Origin of the sequence: Microbacterium aurum, from assembly GCF_016907815.1 — a bacterium.
Lineage (GTDB): Bacteria > Actinomycetota > Actinomycetes > Actinomycetales > Microbacteriaceae > Microbacterium > Microbacterium aurum.
This window is the reverse complement of sequence record NZ_JAFBCQ010000001.1, coordinates 2,577,622-2,593,226: the sequence shown is the minus strand read 5'-3', so window position 1 is coordinate 2,593,226 and position 15,605 is coordinate 2,577,622. Positions and strand designations below refer to the sequence as shown.

The following is a 15,605-nucleotide window of genomic DNA, read 5'->3' as shown; positions in this document are numbered from 1 at the left end:
ATAATGTTGTGTTAGATGCAATAATGATGGGATGAGTGAGGATGTGGAGGTGTTGCTGCTTCGACAGCCGGGCGTCGTGCCGTTGCGCGAGGACGCGGCCGTGTTCAGTGGCATGCTCGATGGGTTCTCCCGCCAGCAGGTGAGTCGGGGCCTCGCCAAGCAGACGATCCAGATGCGCCGCTGGCAGGTGGAGCGTTTCCAGCGGTTCGCGGACTCGTACCCGTGGGAATGGCTGCCGGGTGATATCGAGGACTTCACGACGAGCCTGTTCAGCGGCTCCCGCCCGTTGGCGCGTTCGACGGTGCGGATCTATCACCTGACGTTGCGCGCGTTCTGCGATTTCATCACCGACCAGCGCTACGGCTGGGTGGCGGAGTGTCGGTCTCGGTTCGGGTCGGTGCCGTCGCAGGTGTGCTTCGAGTGGAACACGGTCGCGCACACCGTCGACTTCGAGGGCACACCGGGCCGTCGCCCGCTGGACTATGACGAGCTGGAGGCACTGTTCGCCGTCGCGGACGCCCGAGTGGAGACGCTGCGACAGCAGGGCCGCAAGGGCGCGCTGGCCGCGCTGCGGGACGCGCAGTTGCTGAAGACGATCTACGCGTGGGGGCTACGCCGCCGCGAGGCGCTGGGTCTGGATGTGGTCGATCTGCGCACGAACGCGAAGACACCGCAATGGGGCCGGTTCGGGCTGCTACACGTGCGGCACGGGAAGTCCTCGAAAGGCTCGATCCCCAAGCGTCGCTCGGTACTGTCGCTACCGGAGTTCGACTGGGCGATCGACGGGCTGCGCGTCTACGTCGAGCAGGTTCGGGAGAAGTTCAACCCCGGCAACCATCCGGGACTATGGCCGACCGAGCGCGGCACGCGCGTCGGCCCCCGCTACCTCGACCGCCGGTTCGCGCAGCTGCGCGACGAGGCCGGGCTGCCTGGCGCGTTGACCCTGCACAGCCTGCGCCACTCCTACGTGACGCATCTGATCGAGCTCGGTTACGCGGAGCAGTTCGTGCAGGCCCAAGTCGGTCACGCCTACGCTTCGACGACGGCGATCTACACCTCGGTGACCGATGACTACCGCAATCGTGTCCTGGCTGCGGCGATCGACAAGTTCTACTTCCCGGATGGAAGCACCTGATGACAACGAAGACGATCACCTGGCGGCTGCGAACGCTGATGGCCGAGCGCGGCATGTTCAAGACCACCGACCTCCTCGAACCGTTGAAAGCCGAAGGCGTCACGCTCTCCCGCGAGCAGGTCTTCCGGCTGGTGACGCAGACCCCGCAACGTCTCAACGTCGAGGTCCTTGCCGCGCTCTGCACGATCCTGGACTGCACGCCCAGCGACCTGCTCGTCCTCGATCAAGCTGCCGTGCGGTCGGTGGAGGCGACGGGCACGAGCGGGAGGATCGAGGACATCGGTGACCTGCGCACCGTCCCCGCGCGCATCCAGCGACCGAAGCCGTGACGATCCCACGCGGCACCCCGCAGCCGGACGGGGCTTTCGGGCTGCGCGTCGCGGCGGCGCTGGCCAACAAGGGCGTGACCGCGCTGGAACAGGCCATCGTCGACGCGGCAGAGCGGATCATCGCACCGTCGCGACGGAACGGAGTGCTCCGCCTGCTGTCGAGCGAAGAGTTCGATCCCGCTGACGTGCACGCTGAGACCACCGTCATCGTCCAGGTTCTTCTTGCGAATCTCGCACGCGAAGGCGTGACGGGCGTCCGGCTCCCGCTCTGCCCGACGTGTCGCACCCGGAAGGTCGTCAAGAAGCGCAACGAGCAAGGACAGCGCGAGTGCTTCCGCTGTGCGCAGAGCCGATCGCGTGGCGAGTGCCCCCAGTGCTTGCGGATGAAGAAGCTCACCGCCACCAACGCCGATGGGCAGCGCGTCTGCCAGCGCTGCGGAACGGACGGCATGCCGACGTTCGCGTGCGAGAACTGCGGGAAGATCGTTACCACTGTCGGGCGCATCGACGGGAGAAGAGTCTGCCTGAACTGCTATCCCCGGCGACTGCGGCGTTGCGTCTCGTGCGGGCAACAAAAGAAGATCGCCGCGACCATCCTGCACGGCCCGCACTGCTTCGCCTGCCGCAACCGCATCTTGCGCAACGCCGCCCCTTGCCCCGGATGCGGCGAGAAACGCATCCTTGCGTTCCTCAGCGACGACGACCGCCCATGCTGCGCGGGATGCGCGGGGCAGCCCGCCCGCTACGCCTGCCGCCGCTGCGGGAGCGAAGAACACAACTACGGTCGCCTCTGCGGGAAGTGCGTTCTCAGCGACCGCTGCAACGACATCCTCGCCGGCCCGGACGGGGCCTTCCTTCCTCCGATGCGCGCACTGCGCAACTACCTGCTCGTCCAGCCTCGCCCAGCACAGGTCATCAAGTGGTTGCGCATGGGGCCGAGCACCGACGTTCTCCGCGACATCGCCTCTGGGCGGGTGCCGGTCGAGTCGATCCTCGACGCCCCGCGGCCGGGCAAGCCGTTGATCTACCTGCGCGCGCTCCTCCTCGACGCCGGTGCCCTACCGCGCGACGCGGCGGCCACGCGGCAGCTGATGGCCTGGGCCACGCAGACCATCGGCGGAGCCCCCACCGATCACCACCAGATGCTGCGCACCTACACCCGATGGGTGCTGCTACGCCGAGCCAGCCGAGATGCCGAAGGCGACATCGCTATCGGCGCAGCTCGGCACGTCAAAGCATCGCTGCGGGGCCTCGTCACCTTCCTCACCTGGGCTGAGGAACAACAGACGCCCCTGCGCGCTCTCACTCAGGCACAGATCGAGGAGTTCATCACCCTCCACACCGCACGACGATGGCTCCCACAGTTCCTCACCTGGGCCGCCGAACGCGACATCACACCCGACCTCGACATCTCCACGCTTCCGCGCCGAGAACCCGCGATCAGCACGTCCGAGGCACACCTTGAAAACGTCATCCGCACCCTCGCCACGGATCGCGGTATCGCGCTCGATGCGCGCCTTGCGGCGCTGCTGATCGCGGTCTACGGACTGCCCGCAACCAAGACGCTCGCGCTGCATCGCCGCCAGCTCCGCGCCGAGAACGACGGCCTCGACCTCCGCATCGGAGACCGTCCGCTCACGTTGCCCGCGCCGATCACCCTGCTCGCCCGGGGGCAACTCGACCTCCGACCCGACGCCGACGATGACGCATGGCTGTTCCCTGGCCGTCTCCCTGGGCAGCCTCTCGACCCGCAATACCTTTCACTACGCCTGCGCCCTCTCGGCACCAGCATCTCCGCGCTACAGAACGCCGCCCGGTTCCGGCTCGCCGGAGCCGTCCCCGCCAAAGTCCTCGCAGACATACTCGATTTCAGCGTCGCCACCTTCGAGAACTACGCCCGCCTCTCAGGTAGCACCCGCGGCGACTACCCGGCGCTGCGAGAGAACAGCAGTCGATAGGCCACCACCGCTGAACTGACAGTTCCCTCCCCGCGCGAGAGCGGCAGTGAACCTGCGGCGGTTCACATGAACGGTCATCTGTACATATGCTCTGGCGTGGCCAGCCACTGCGCTCTCGATGGGGCTGCTCTTCAAGCTCAGGCCGACGTCAGGGTTCCCCGCCCGCTCCCTCGACGGGCTCACTTACTTAGAATACCCTAATCAGAGAGTTCTTCTGCTGTCGCCCGATGGCAGAATCGACTTCAACTAGTGGAAGGTATGCATCGTCAATGCATCTGACAAAGGCCACCAGCAGGACTGTGCTCTCCTTCTTCGCGATCGCTACAGCATTCACCTTAGCGACCGCTACCCCTGCGACCGCATCCGGGTTCGATACGTCGGCTAACCCGACCGCCGAAACTGATGAGGGCGTCATATTCTCGGTTCTCGGTGACGTCGGAGACGGTGTCGGCTCGATTGTTTCAGACGAAGAGCTCGCTCAGCTCGGGATCGAGGTGACCCCCGGTACAGCCTCAAGCACGCCGACAGTTCAGGCTGAGCCCGCGCCCACCGCGCGAGCAGCCGCGACCAACAACGTACTCTTCCGGTGGAATGACTTCGGTGGTCGGCAAGTTGTGCTGCGGTCCCAGCCGTACGACAAGATCCTCAACAAGCACAACCTGACATACCGCACACCACGCGTAGTCACCCAGAAAGCTACAACACGAACCCCCGACGGCGGCACATCATGGCGCTACCGACTGGCCGCCAACGAGGTCAAGTGCGACTTCTGGGGGAACAACTGCAAGGTCGTTCGTACGGTCTGGGTGCGCACCATCGTGGATTTCCGTTCATATCAGGGTGACAAGTACGGAGTGGTGACCGCCTACTGCGAGGGCATCGACGGCAAATGCCCCGATTTCGTGAAGAACGCGCTGAACCAATGACCAGGACAGACCGAGACCCCACTGACGCCGCGCTCTGGCGCGACGCCATCCGGGAAGCTTCCACCTTGGAGAACCTCCGCCCGCACGATGGTCTCATCCGGCAGATCCTGCTCGGCCCGGACACGCTCGAGTTCACCCTCGTCGGCGGTGAGGTATTCACCACTCCGGCCTCAGCAGATCGGAACGTGATCGCGTCCGCAGCCTCCAAGGCGCTAGGTCGCAAGATCACCGCCAACCAGGCCGCGGAGTGGGAGCCCCCGGAGCAGACAGTGAACTACTGGTGGGCAGAGACTCTATACAACTTCGGGCTCCTCGCCCCCGAAGGAATCGTCATGAATCCCACAGTCGTGTTCACCCGGATCTGGCGTGAAGGACCGATCGCGAAGATCGAGGCCTACGACGCCCGTCGGACGGCCGTTGCAGAGTTCGATCTCCGTGCAGATCACCCGCCGGCGGACACAGTAACCGACGTGCTCGAGGCTCTCCGCGTATAGACCTGAGAATACCTCCACCGGAACCGCCTGCGGCCATCTGACGCGCGACCGCCGCAAGTCACAACCCTGCATGTTGGCGAGCCGCCAGAGCGCGTCAGTCGCTCGGAAGCCTCGGGATAGTTCTCACCCGGATAATGCACTTACACCGGTAGTGACCGGGAAGCTGTCGGACGCGGCTCCGGCCTCACCCGAGGCGGTGGACTGCGGCGAGCTGCCCGAGGCGCAGCCGGTGAGGAGCAGAGCGGCCGCGGCGGTGAGGGCGGCGGCGGTGCGAAGTCGAGACAAGGGGAATCCCTTCGATGCTGTGGGGAGAGCCTGAGTAAGGGCAGGCTAACTTTAGATCGTCGATGGCGGGATGCGCCAGTTCGCTGCAGTCCGCCTGAAGGATGCCGCGGCATGCGAAAGGCCCCGCCGGCGCAGAGCGGCGCGGGCGGGGCCTGTCGAGGATCCGGGCGGGGATCAGCCGTTGTTGCGGCGATCGACGGCGCGGACGCCCGCCCACGCGGCCGGGATCAGGAGCGCCGCGAGGGCAGCCTTGACGAGCCCGCCGACGATGAACGGCCAGAGGCCGAACTGCAGGATCTCGCCGACACCGAACGAGCCGCCGCCGACGACGTTCAGGATGAACGCCATGTACGGGATGCCGAAGACGAACGGGATCGCGCTGGCGGCGACGAATCCGGCGAAGGCGAGCAACGGCCGACGGTCCCAGGCGCGCTCGGCGAACCAGCCGGCGACGAAGGCGGCGAACACGAAGCCGATGACGAACCCGAAGCTCGGCTTCGCCAGCGCGGCGACCGTGCCGGTGAACCCGGCGAAGACGGGAAGACCGGCAAGGCCCGCGAGCAGGTAGGTCACGAGGGATGCAGCGCCCCGGCGTGCGCCGAGGGCGGCGCCGACCACGACGACGGCGAGCGTCTGACCCGTGATGGGGACCGGCCACAGCGGCACCTCGACCTGAGCGAGCAGTGCGACGACCGCGGCACCGGCGACGACGAGCGCCGCATCGAGGGCGACGGCGCGCGCGCGACCGGACGGGCGGGCGATGAGGTCGGCCAGCACGGGGCGGCGGACGGGGACGGCGAGAGACATGCGCGCTCCTTGGGAAGTCGTGGGTCGGCACGGGATGCCGGGGTGTCGCGACTCAGCCTAGGGCGTGGGGCGCCCGGGTTCTTGGACGCCGTCCATCGTGCGAGGGGCACGTGTTTGTAGAGAGTCGCACAGCGGTAGTTTCCGAGGCGCTCTATCCCGTCGCCTACGGCCTGAAGTTCATGGTCCGCCGAGCACGTCGACCGTGCCCGGGAGGCGGCCGGCGTGAGCGCGTCACGGCGGAGCTGACCCTCCGCCGCCCCGGGTAGACTAGAAAGTCGGCCGATCGGCCGCCTGAACCCTCCCGCTGAAGAACGGACGTCCGCTGTGCTCGCCGTGCACGACCTCGAGATCCGCGTGGGCGCCCGCACGCTCATGGCCGACGTGTCGTTCCGCGTGTCCGACGGCGACAAGATCGGCCTCGTCGGGCGCAACGGCGCCGGCAAGACGACGCTCACGAAGGTGCTCGCGGGCGATCTCATCCCCGCCGACGGCAAGATCGAACGCTCCGGCGAGCTCGGCTACCTCCCGCAGGACCCGCGTTCGGGCGATCCCGAGATGCTCGCTCGCACGCGCATCCTCGACGCCCGCGGTCTCGGCACCCTGGCGTTGCAGATGCACGAGGCGTCGCTGCAGATGGGGGATGCCGACGAGAAGGTCGCCGCGAAGGCGATGCGTCGCTACGGCAACCTCATGGAGCGCTTCGAAGCGCTCGGCGGCTATGCGGCCGAGTCCGAGGCGGCATCCATCGCGCACAACCTGTCGCTGCCGGACCGCATCCTCGACCAGCCGCTGAAGACCCTGTCGGGTGGTCAGCGCCGCCGCATCGAGCTCGCCCGCATCCTGTTCTCGGACGCGCAGACGATGATCCTCGACGAGCCCACCAACCACCTCGACGCCGACAGTGTCGTGTGGCTGCGGGAGTTCCTCAAGAACTACAAGGGCGGGCTGATCGTCATCAGCCACGACGTCGAGCTCGTCGGCGAGACCGTCAACCGCGTCTTCTACCTCGACGCGATGCGCCAGGTCATCGACGTCTACAACATGAACTGGAAGAACTACCTGCGTCAGCGGGTGGCCGACGAGGAGCGCCGCAAGAAGGAGCGCGCCAACATCGAGAAGAAGGCCACGGCGCTGAAGCTGCAGGCCGCGCGCTTCGGCGCGAAGGCCTCGAAGGCCGCCGCCGCGCACCAGATGGTCGCGCGCGCCGAGAAGATGCTCTCGGGCCTCGAGGAGGTGCGCCAGGAGGACCGCGTCGCGAAGCTGCGGTTCCCCAAGCCCGCACCGTGCGGCAAGACCCCGCTCATGGCGAAGAACCTGTCGAAGTCGTACGGATCGCTGGAGATCTTCACCGACGTCGACCTCGCGATCGACCGCGGCTCGAAGGTCGTCGTCCTCGGCTTGAACGGCGCCGGCAAGACGACGCTGCTGCGCATTCTCGCCGGCGTCGACAAGCCCGACACCGGCATCCTCGAGCCCGGGCACGGCCTGAAGATCGGGTACTACGCGCAGGAGCACGAGAACCTCGACGTCAGCCGCTCGGTCCTCGAGAACATGATGTCGGCCGCGCCCGACATCACCGCCACCGAGGCGCGCAAGGTGCTCGGCTCGTTCCTGTTCACCGGCGATGACGTGCTGAAGCCCGCCGGTGTGCTCTCCGGCGGTGAGAAGACGCGCCTGTCACTCGCGACCCTCGTCGTCTCGAGCGCGAACATGCTGCTGCTCGACGAGCCGACGAACAACCTCGACCCGGCGTCCCGCGAGGAGATCCTCGGCGCGCTCGCGCATTACGAGGGCGCCGTGGTGCTCGTCTCGCACGACTCCGGCGCCGTGCAGGCGCTGAACCCCGAGCGCGTGCTCATCCTGCCCGACGGCGTCGAGGACATCTGGGGTCGCGACTACGTCGACCTGATTGAACTGGCGTGACGCGGTCTGGCGAACGGGCGTGACGCGAGCGCTCAGCGCGGCGTGAGCTCGTCGAGCAGCGCGTCCTCGTCCACCATGTCGCGGTCGCGCTTGCGGCCTTCGCGGCGTCGCCGCGGGCGAGGGGATGCCGCCGGCACCGCTGCGGCGTCGGCATCCGCCACCGCGATCCCGGGGGACGCCGGAGCCGCGGCGTCGGCGGCGGCCGCGTCCTCCGCGTCCTCGCGGCGATGCCGGAGCTCGGTGCGGATCATGTACCAGATGAACACGAACCCCATGACGGCGAAGAGGATCCACTGGATCGCATACGACAGGTGCGGCCCGGGGTCATCCGACGGCGACTCGAGCGGGTTCGGCGCAGCCCTGGGTGCGGGATCCTCCGAGACCATGAGGCCGTAGGCGCTCGTGACCATGCTGTCCTGGCCGGTCGCCTGGGCGATCAGCGGCAGATTGATGGTCGGCACCTGGCCCTCAGGCGCCGAACGGCCGGAGTTCGGCAGCGGCTCGCCCGGCTTCAGCCGTGCGACGACGGTGACCTGCCCCGTCGGCGCCGCGGGGATCGCATCGGGCTCGGGCTGATCGTCGCCCGGCGGCACCCAGCCGCGGTCGACGAGGAACACGTCGCCGTCGACCGTGCGGAACGGCACGAGCACCTCGAAGGCGCTCGTGCCGCCGTGAGCGCGGTTGCGCGCGAGGAGGGTGTCGTCCGTCAGGTACTCGCCGACGAGGGTGACGGGGTGCCACTGGTCGGCCGGATCGAACCCGCCGCCGGCCGGGATCAGCTCGCGCAGTGCGACGGGCACCGCGTCGTAGTTGGCGGCGATGAGGCCCAGCTGACGTTCCCGCTCGGCGTTGCGCGTGAACTGCCAGTTCGACAGGAAGGCGCAGGCGATGGCGAACGCGATGGCCACGGCGACGTAGCCGGTCCACCGCAGCGCGGTGCGACGGTTCACGACGCGACTCCGCTCTCGTAGGCGACGACCTCGACCGGGAAGTCCCGCGCCGCCAGATAGTCGCGGAGATAGCCGACGTGCGCGTCGCACGCCGACCACACTTTGCGTCGGTCGGCGGAGTGGATGCGGGGGTTCCGCCAGCGCACCAGCCAGGTGGCTGCGTCCCGGCATCCTGCCCGTGAGCAGACGGGCGCCGTCACGGGTCGTCCTGCCGTGGCGAGGGCGGCGGGGCGGCGTCGGTCTCGTGGATGCGGATCACTCCTGCGGGTCCGGGGGCGGTGCCCGGCGGGGCGGCCGGTGCGATCGCGCGCTCGGGAGGTACGGCGCGCTGCGCCGGGGCGGCGGCGACATTGGCGACGACGACCGCGACGTACGGCAGGAAGCACGCCCCGACGGCGAACAGCCAGGTGTACCAGCCGTAGGGGGTCACGACGACCATGAGCACGAAGCAGGCGACGCGGATCGCCATCATCGTGAAGTACTTCGTCATGCGCGTGTGTGCGTCGTCGCGCGGGGCGCGCGGCAACGACGTCGCAGACTGAGCAGCAGAGTTCTTCACGGTGCTTTCAGCCTACGCCGCGCGGCGGCGGGGCGGACCCGGTCAGGCGCTGCCGTAGCGGGCGCCGTTCGCGGCTCCGTAGAAGATCGCGATCATGAAGAAGACGCCGATGAGCACGGCGATGGCGACGCCGATCCAGCCCAGGATGACGCCGGTCAGCGCCATGCCGCGACCGCCTTCGCCGGTGCGCTTGATCTGCCCGAGCGAGAGGTGACCCATGATCGCGCCGGCGAGCGACCCGACGAAGGGCAGCACCCAGATGAAGCCGAGGATCGCCGCGATCATCGACACGATGGCGAGCGTGTTCGTCTTGCGTGCCGGGGCGTAGCCGTACGGCGCACCGTAGCCGGGCGCCGGCGGGGCCGCGTAGCCGGCCGGAGGGGCGTATCCCGGCTGCGGCGCGGCGCCGGGGTAGGCGGGCGGCGGGTAGGCGGGAGCCTGGTACGTCGGCGGCTGGTAGGCCGGCGCGGCGTACGGGGGAGCGGGCGGCACGGCCGGCGCCGAGGGTGCCGCCCCGGGGGTCGGGGGCGTCAGCGGCGGCGTGGCGGCGGCATCCGATCCGCCGGGGACGGCGTCCGGTGCGGCGGGGATGTGGGGGTCGGTCATCGTCGGCTCCTGTCTCGCGCCGCCAGCCTATCGGGGCGTCCGGGTTCCTGACGAAGCCCGACGCATCCGGAGCCCCGGGATAGGCTGGGGCCGACCCACGTCCGCCCATCCAGGAGCACCATGACCACCGATCGCGTCGTCCTCGTCACCGGCGGAAACCGCGGCATCGGCCGCGCCATCGCGGAGCGCTTCGTCGCCGCGGGCTATCGCACCGCCGTCACCGCGCGTTCCGGAGAGGGGCCCGCCGGGACGCTCACCGTCCGTGCGGATGTCACCGACGCGGCGTCCCTGGACGCCGCCTTCAGCGAGGTCGAGCGCGAGCTCGGCCCGGTGGAGGTCGTCGTCGCCAACGCCGGCATCACGAAGGACACCCTGCTGCTGCGCATGACGGAGGACGATTTCGACTCCGTTGTCGCGACGAACCTCGGCGGCACCTTCCGCGTCGTCAAGCGGGCGTCGAAGGGGATGCTGCGGGCCAAGTGGGGGCGCGTGATCCTCATCTCCAGCGTCGTCGGCCTGTACGGCTCGGCCGGCCAGATCAACTACTCGTCGTCGAAGGCGGCGCTCGTCGGCTTCGCCCGCTCGCTCACCCGTGAGCTCGGCGGACGCGGCATCACCGCGAACGTCGTCGCCCCCGGCTTCATCGAGACCGACATGACCGCGGAGCTGCCCGAGGAGACCCAGGCGGAATACAAGCGGAACATCCCCGCCGGCCGCTTCGCGACGGCCGACGAGGTCGCCGGGGTCGTGGCGTGGCTGGCGTCGGACGACGCCGCCTACATCTCCGGTGCCGTCATCCCGGTCGACGGCGGCCTCGGCATGGGGCACTGACCCGGCCGGAGTCACCGCCCGAGGTCGGGCGCGGGTTCAGCCGGCGCGCTGGATCGCCGCGACGAGGGCCTCGCCCAGCCGCTCCGGCTGCGAGAACTGGGGCCAGTGGCCCGTGCCCAGGCGCACCACCTCGGTGTCGGCGATCGCGGTGAACTCGTCGGCGAAGGGCCCCCACTGCGCGAGGAAGCGGCGGAACTCCGCATCGTCGCGCTGGCCGGAGAGCACGGTGACGGGCACGGCGTAGCGACGATCGTCGGTCAGCGCGATCGCATCGGTCGTCACGCGGGTCGGGATGCTGAGTGCGCGCGGCGCCGTTCGCTCCCGCGTCTGCGGGTCGAGGTCGGCGACGTCCTCGTCGTCGAAGAAGCCCCACCCGGGGAAGGGGATGATCGGCTGGTCCGTCTCGAACTCGCCGACGTTCGCCCCGGGCGGGGGAGGCACGGTGTCGACGAAGACCACCCGGGACACCCGATCGGGTCGCGCGTCGACGGCGCCCCACGCCACGTTGCCGCCGCCGGAATGCCCGACGACGACCACCGGTCCCGGCGCGCGGTCGATCTCGGCCACCACGGCGGCGATCCAGTCGGCGAGACCGATCTCGGCGGCCGCCGCGGCCCCGGCGCCCACGCCGGGCATGGTGAGGGCGCGGGGTGCGAGCCCCGCCGCGCGGAGGGTCGGCACGACGTCGTCCCACGACGCCGCGTCGAGCCAGAAGCCGGGAATGAGGAGAACGTCGGTCGTGGTGTCCATGACGCCGAGGGTACGACCCACCGCCGACACGCGGAACCCGGGTGCCGAGCGGAGCCGCCGACGCGCGGAGAACCGGCGCTCAGGGGAGGAGCGGGATGACCTCGCGGAGGTCCACGCGCCCCACCACCAGGTCGGCCTGAGCGCGCACCGCGGGCTTCGCGTTGAAAGCGAGCCCGAGGCCGGCGACGGCCATCATCTGCAGGTCGTTCGCGCCGTCGCCGATCGCGATCGTCCGCCGCAGCGGCACGCCGTACGCCTCGGCCCACTCCAGGAGCGCGGCGGCTTTGCCCGCGGCATCCACGATGTCGCCCCCCACCTCGCCCGACAGCGCCTCCGATGCCACCGCGAGCCGGTTCGCCCGCCAGATGTCCACGCCGAGCGGCGGGGCGACGACGTCGAGCACCTCGTGGAAGCCACCCGACACGACGGTGGCGACGCCGCCGCGGTCGTGGATCGCGTCGATCAGCTCTGCGGCCCCGGGCGTCGGCTCGACGCGGGCGCGCACCCGCTCAAACGCCGCGACGGGCACCCCCTCCAGCGCGCGCACGCGCGAGCGCAGGCTCGTCGCGAAGTCCACCTCGCCGCGCATGGCGGCCTCGGTGGCCGCCGCGACCTCGGGGCCACGGCCCGCCTCGTCGGCGATCAGCTCGATGACCTCGTTGCGCAGCAGGGTGGAGTCGGCGTCGAAGACGACGAGGAAGCGAGCGTCAGGCACCCGTCCAACCTAGTGGGCGCGCGGGGCCTCCTCAGCGCGCGATGCGGGCGTTCTTGCCGACGACGGTGATCCCGCTGTCGGTGACGGTGAAGCCGCGCGCGAGGTCCAGCGCCCGGTCGACGCCGACGGTGGCGCCCGGCTCGAGTACGACGTTCTTGTCGAGGATGGCGCGGTGCACCCGCGCTCCCGCGCCGACGTCGACATGGTCGAAGAGCACCGAATCGGTGATCGTCGAACCGCCCGCCGACAGCGTCCACGGCCCGACGACCGAGCGCTCGAGGTGCGTCCCCGACAGCACCGAGCCCAGCGAGACGATCGAGTCGATCGCGTTGCCCATGCGTCCCACCCCGTCGCGGACGAACTTCGCCGGCGGCGAGTTGATCGCCTGCGAGTGGATCGGCCAGTCCATGCTGTACAGGTTGAAGATCGGCAGCGTCGAGATGAGATCCATGTGGGCGTCGAAGAACGAGTCGATCGTCCCCACGTCGCGCCAGTAGTCGCGGTCGCGGTCGGTGGAGCCGGGCACGTCGTTGCGCTTGAAGTCATAGACGGCCGCTTCGCCGCGGTTCACGAAGTACGGCACGATGTCGCCGCCCATGTCGTGGTTCGAGCCCGGCAGCTCGCCGTCGGTCTCGACGGCGGCGATGAGGGCGTCGGCGTCGAAGATGTAGTTGCCCATCGACGCGAGCACCTCGTGCGGCGCATCGGAGAGCCCGGTGGGGTTCTGGGGCTTTTCCAGGAAGTCGCGGATCGTGACGTTGTCGGTCGGATCCAGGTCGATGACGCCGAACTGGTTCGCCAGCGAGATCGGCTGACGGATGCCGGCGACGGTCGCCTTCGCGCCCGAGGCGATGTGGGCGTCGAGCATCTGCTCGAAGTCCATCCGGTACACGTGGTCGGCGCCGATCACGACGACGATGTCGGGCTTCTCGTCGTAGATGAGGTTCAGCGACTGCAGGATCGCGTCGGCCGAGCCGGAGAACCAGCGCTTGCCGAGACGCTGCTGGGCGGGCACGGAGGCGACGTAGGAGTTGAGCAGCGCCGACATGCGCCACGTCTGCGAGATGTGACGGTCGAGGCTGTGCGACTTGTACTGGGTCAGCACGACGATCTGCCGCAGGCCGGAGTTGATGAGGTTCGAGATCGCGAAATCGATCAGGCGGTACTGGCCGCCGAACGGCACGGCGGGTTTGGCGCGATCCTCCGTCAGGGGCATGAGTCGCTTACCCTCGCCTCCGGCGAGGATGATTCCGAAGACCTTCGGCGCTGCAGGCATGGCACCACCCTAGGCCCCCCGCGCGCGCTTGTACTAGCGTTCGAGACATGCGCGTCGACATCGTCACCAAGGAGTACCCGCCGGAGATCTACGGGGGGGCGGGGGTCCACGTGACGGAGCTCGTCGCGGCGCTCCGACGGAGCATCGACGTGCGCGTGCGCGCGTTCGGCGCGGACCGCGACGAGGCCGGCACGTCGTCGTACGGCGTCCCGGCCGAGCTCGCGAGCGCGAACCCCGCCGTGCAGACCCTCGGCACCGATCTCGAGATCGTCGGGGATGTCGCGGGCGCCGACGTCGTCCACTCCCACACCTGGTACGCCAACTTCGCGGGACACCTCGCCTCGTTGCTGCACGGCATCCCGCACGTGGTCACGGCGCACTCACTGGAACCGCTGCGGCCCTGGAAGGCGGAGCAGCTCGGCGGCGGCTACGCCGTCTCGAGCTACATCGAGCGGACGGCCTATGAGGGGGCTGCCGCCGTCGTCGCCGTCAGCGAGGGCATGCGCCGCGACATCCTGCGCAGCTACCCGGCGCTCGACCCCGACAAGGTGCGCGTCATCTACAACGGCATCGACGTCGAGTCGTGGCGGCCGCGCACCGATCACGCGCTGCTCGAGCGCTACGGCATCGACCCCGACAAGCCGTCGGTCGTCTTCGTCGGACGCATCACCCGGCAGAAGGGGCTGCCGTACTTCTTGCGGGCGGCGGCGCAGCTGCCGCCGGAGGTCCAGGTCGTGCTGTGCGCGGGCGCCCCGGACACCCCGCAGATCATGGCCGAGGTCGAAGGGCTCGTCCGAGACCTGCAGACCCGCCGCGACGGGGTCGTCTGGATCGACGAGTTCCTGCAGCGCGACCAGCTGTGCGCGATCCTCACCTCCGCCACCACGTTCGTCTGCCCGAGCGTCTACGAGCCGCTCGGCATCGTGAATCTCGAGGCGATGGCGTGCGGCGCTGCCGTCGTCGGTACGGCGACCGGCGGCATCCCCGAGGTGGTCGTCGACGGCGTGACGGGTCGATTGGTGCCGATCGAGCAGGTGCAGGACGGCACCGGCACGCCCATCGATCCGGAGCGCTTCGTGGCGGACCTCGCCGCAGCGCTCACCGAGGTGGTGTCCGATCCGGAGCGCGCACGGGCGTACGGCGAGGCGGGGCGGCAGCGCGCGGCGACGGAGTTCAGCTGGCAGGCGATCGCCGACGCCACGGCCGCGCTCTACCGCGAGGTGGCCACGACCGGCCGATAGGCTGGAGGCATGCCGCAGGTCCTCGAATTCGCCGACGTCGTCGTCCGCCGTAACGCCCGCAACATCGTCGACCACATCGACTGGAGCGTCGCCGACGATCAGCGCTGGGTGATCCTCGGGCCCAACGGCGCGGGCAAGACGACGATCCTGCAGCTGGCGGCGACGCTCCTGCATCCCACCTCCGGCGTCGTCACGATCCTCGACGAGCGTCTCGGTCGCACCGACGTGTTCGAGCTGCGCCCCCGTATCGGCTTCGCGTCGTCGGCGATGGCCCGCCGCATCCCGCCGGAGGAGACCGTGCTCGACGTCGTGCTGACCGCGGCGTTCGCCGTGCTCGGCCGGTGGAACGAGTCCTACGAGGCGATCGACGAGAAGCGCGCGCGCCGCGTGCTGGGGGAGTGGAAGCTGGAGCACCTCGCCGAGCGCACGTTCGGCACGCTGTCCGACGGCGAGCAGAAACGCGTGCAGATCGCGCGCGCCGTCATGACCGACCCCGAGTTGCTGCTGCTCGACGAGCCCACGGCGAGCCTCGACCTGGGGGCGCGTGAGGAGCTGCTGGCGTTGCTCGGCGGGTACGCGCAGGCGCCGACGACGCCCGCGATGATCATGGTCACCCACCACGTCGAGGAGATCCCGGTCGGGTTCACCCACGTGCTGCTGCTGCGCGAGGGCGCCGTGGTCGCGGCGGGACCGATCGCGCAGACGCTCACCGCCGAGAATCTGTCGGCGACCTTCGGCATGCCGATCGCGCTCACCGCCGAGGACGGCCGGTTCGCTGCGCGCGCCACCGGGTGATAGAATCGACCCTTGGTGCATTCGC

17 protein-coding genes are annotated in these 15,605 nt (G+C 69.4%); 9 read left to right on the top strand and 8 right to left on the bottom strand.

The genetic code is table 11. The features are described 5' to 3' along the window. Positions 1-31 precede the first annotated feature (31 nt). The 5 genes from JOD60_RS12775 to JOD60_RS12755 all read left to right on the top strand — a co-directional run bounded on the left by JOD60_RS12775 (position 32) and on the right by JOD60_RS12755 (position 4,842). Positions 32-1,135 carry a tyrosine-type recombinase/integrase gene (locus JOD60_RS12775; RefSeq protein ID WP_084202011.1) on the top strand — a complete coding sequence of 368 codons (1,104 nt, stop codon included), beginning with the start codon at positions 32-34 and terminating at the stop codon, positions 1,133-1,135. Beyond that, the gene (locus tag JOD60_RS12770; protein ID WP_076690964.1) at positions 1,135-1,464 is read left to right on the top strand and encodes a helix-turn-helix domain-containing protein; all 330 of its coding nucleotides are present in this window, start codon (positions 1,135-1,137) and stop codon (positions 1,462-1,464) included. The genes JOD60_RS12775 and JOD60_RS12770 overlap by 1 nt, the downstream gene beginning before the upstream one ends. Before the next feature lie 143 nt (positions 1,465-1,607). After that, positions 1,608-3,422: a hypothetical protein gene (locus JOD60_RS12765; protein ID WP_157127949.1), complete on the top strand. Its 1,815-nt coding sequence runs from the start codon at positions 1,608-1,610 to the stop codon at positions 3,420-3,422. Between the two features lie 269 nt (positions 3,423-3,691). After that, complete coding sequence (locus JOD60_RS12760) at positions 3,692-4,348, top strand: hypothetical protein (protein WP_157127948.1); 657 nt, start codon at positions 3,692-3,694, stop codon at positions 4,346-4,348. Further along, a complete protein-coding gene (locus JOD60_RS12755) occupies positions 4,345-4,842 on the top strand; it encodes a hypothetical protein (RefSeq protein ID WP_198159050.1) in 498 nt (165 codons plus the stop codon). Before JOD60_RS12760 ends, JOD60_RS12755 begins: the two co-directional genes overlap by 4 nt. 459 nt (positions 4,843-5,301) lie before the next feature. Here the strand turns inward: JOD60_RS12755 and JOD60_RS12750 are convergent, their stop codons facing one another. Beyond that, a complete protein-coding gene (locus JOD60_RS12750; RefSeq protein ID WP_076690960.1) occupies positions 5,302-5,934 on the bottom strand; it encodes a biotin transporter BioY in 633 nt (210 codons plus the stop codon). 324 nt (positions 5,935-6,258) lie between these two features. Between JOD60_RS12750 and JOD60_RS12745 the strand changes: the two genes are divergently transcribed. Continuing rightward, positions 6,259-7,857: an ABC-F family ATP-binding cassette domain-containing protein gene (locus JOD60_RS12745; protein WP_076690959.1), complete on the top strand. Its 1,599-nt coding sequence runs from the start codon at positions 6,259-6,261 to the stop codon at positions 7,855-7,857. A gap of 32 nt (positions 7,858-7,889) precedes the next feature. Here JOD60_RS12745 and JOD60_RS12740 read toward each other — a convergent pair whose 3' ends face one another. The 4 genes from JOD60_RS12740 to JOD60_RS12725 are packed head-to-tail and all read right to left on the bottom strand — an operon-like array spanning position 7,890 to position 9,972. Beyond that, positions 7,890-8,807 carry an SURF1 family cytochrome oxidase biogenesis protein gene (locus JOD60_RS12740; RefSeq protein ID WP_076690958.1) on the bottom strand — a complete coding sequence of 306 codons (918 nt, stop codon included), beginning with the start codon at positions 8,805-8,807 and terminating at the stop codon, positions 7,890-7,892. Continuing rightward, positions 8,804-9,007 (bottom strand): hypothetical protein, encoded by a 204-nt coding sequence (locus tag JOD60_RS12735; RefSeq protein ID WP_076690957.1) that lies wholly within the window; start codon positions 9,005-9,007, stop codon positions 8,804-8,806. The genes JOD60_RS12740 and JOD60_RS12735 overlap by 4 nt, the downstream gene beginning before the upstream one ends. Continuing rightward, a complete protein-coding gene (locus JOD60_RS12730; RefSeq protein ID WP_076690956.1) occupies positions 9,004-9,366 on the bottom strand; it encodes a DUF3099 domain-containing protein in 363 nt (120 codons plus the stop codon). Before JOD60_RS12730 ends, JOD60_RS12735 begins: the two co-directional genes overlap by 4 nt. Before the next feature lie 42 nt (positions 9,367-9,408). Next, positions 9,409-9,972, bottom strand: a complete 564-nt coding sequence (locus tag JOD60_RS12725) for a DUF4190 domain-containing protein (RefSeq protein ID WP_076690955.1) — start codon at positions 9,970-9,972, stop codon at positions 9,409-9,411. Between the two features lie 120 nt (positions 9,973-10,092). Here JOD60_RS12725 and fabG point away from each other — a divergent pair, with 120 nt between their 5' ends. Beyond that, positions 10,093-10,803: a 3-oxoacyl-ACP reductase FabG gene (gene fabG, locus JOD60_RS12720; protein WP_076690954.1), complete on the top strand. Its 711-nt coding sequence runs from the start codon at positions 10,093-10,095 to the stop codon at positions 10,801-10,803. Between the two features lie 36 nt (positions 10,804-10,839). Here fabG and JOD60_RS12715 read toward each other — a convergent pair whose 3' ends face one another. From JOD60_RS12715 to JOD60_RS12705, 3 genes are all read right to left on the bottom strand, one after another. After that, positions 10,840-11,553, bottom strand: a complete 714-nt coding sequence (locus JOD60_RS12715; RefSeq protein ID WP_076690953.1) for an alpha/beta fold hydrolase — start codon at positions 11,551-11,553, stop codon at positions 10,840-10,842. Positions 11,554-11,632: 79 nt separating this feature from the next. Continuing rightward, complete coding sequence (serB, locus tag JOD60_RS12710) at positions 11,633-12,268, bottom strand: phosphoserine phosphatase SerB (protein ID WP_076690952.1); 636 nt, start codon at positions 12,266-12,268, stop codon at positions 11,633-11,635. Between the two features lie 31 nt (positions 12,269-12,299). Next, positions 12,300-13,544 carry a glucose-1-phosphate adenylyltransferase gene (locus JOD60_RS12705; RefSeq protein ID WP_076690951.1) on the bottom strand — a complete coding sequence of 415 codons (1,245 nt, stop codon included), beginning with the start codon at positions 13,542-13,544 and terminating at the stop codon, positions 12,300-12,302. Positions 13,545-13,591: 47 nt separating this feature from the next. On the opposite strand from JOD60_RS12705, the gene glgA reads away from it, so the two are divergent. Both glgA and JOD60_RS12695 read left to right on the top strand, forming a co-directional pair. Further along, on the top strand, positions 13,592-14,785 hold the full coding sequence (glgA, locus tag JOD60_RS12700; protein ID WP_076690950.1) for a glycogen synthase: 1,194 nt from the start codon (positions 13,592-13,594) through the stop codon (positions 14,783-14,785). Positions 14,786-14,794: 9 nt separating this feature from the next. Beyond that, complete coding sequence (locus tag JOD60_RS12695; protein WP_076690949.1) at positions 14,795-15,580, top strand: ABC transporter ATP-binding protein; 786 nt, start codon at positions 14,795-14,797, stop codon at positions 15,578-15,580. Positions 15,581-15,605: the final 25 nt, after the last annotated feature.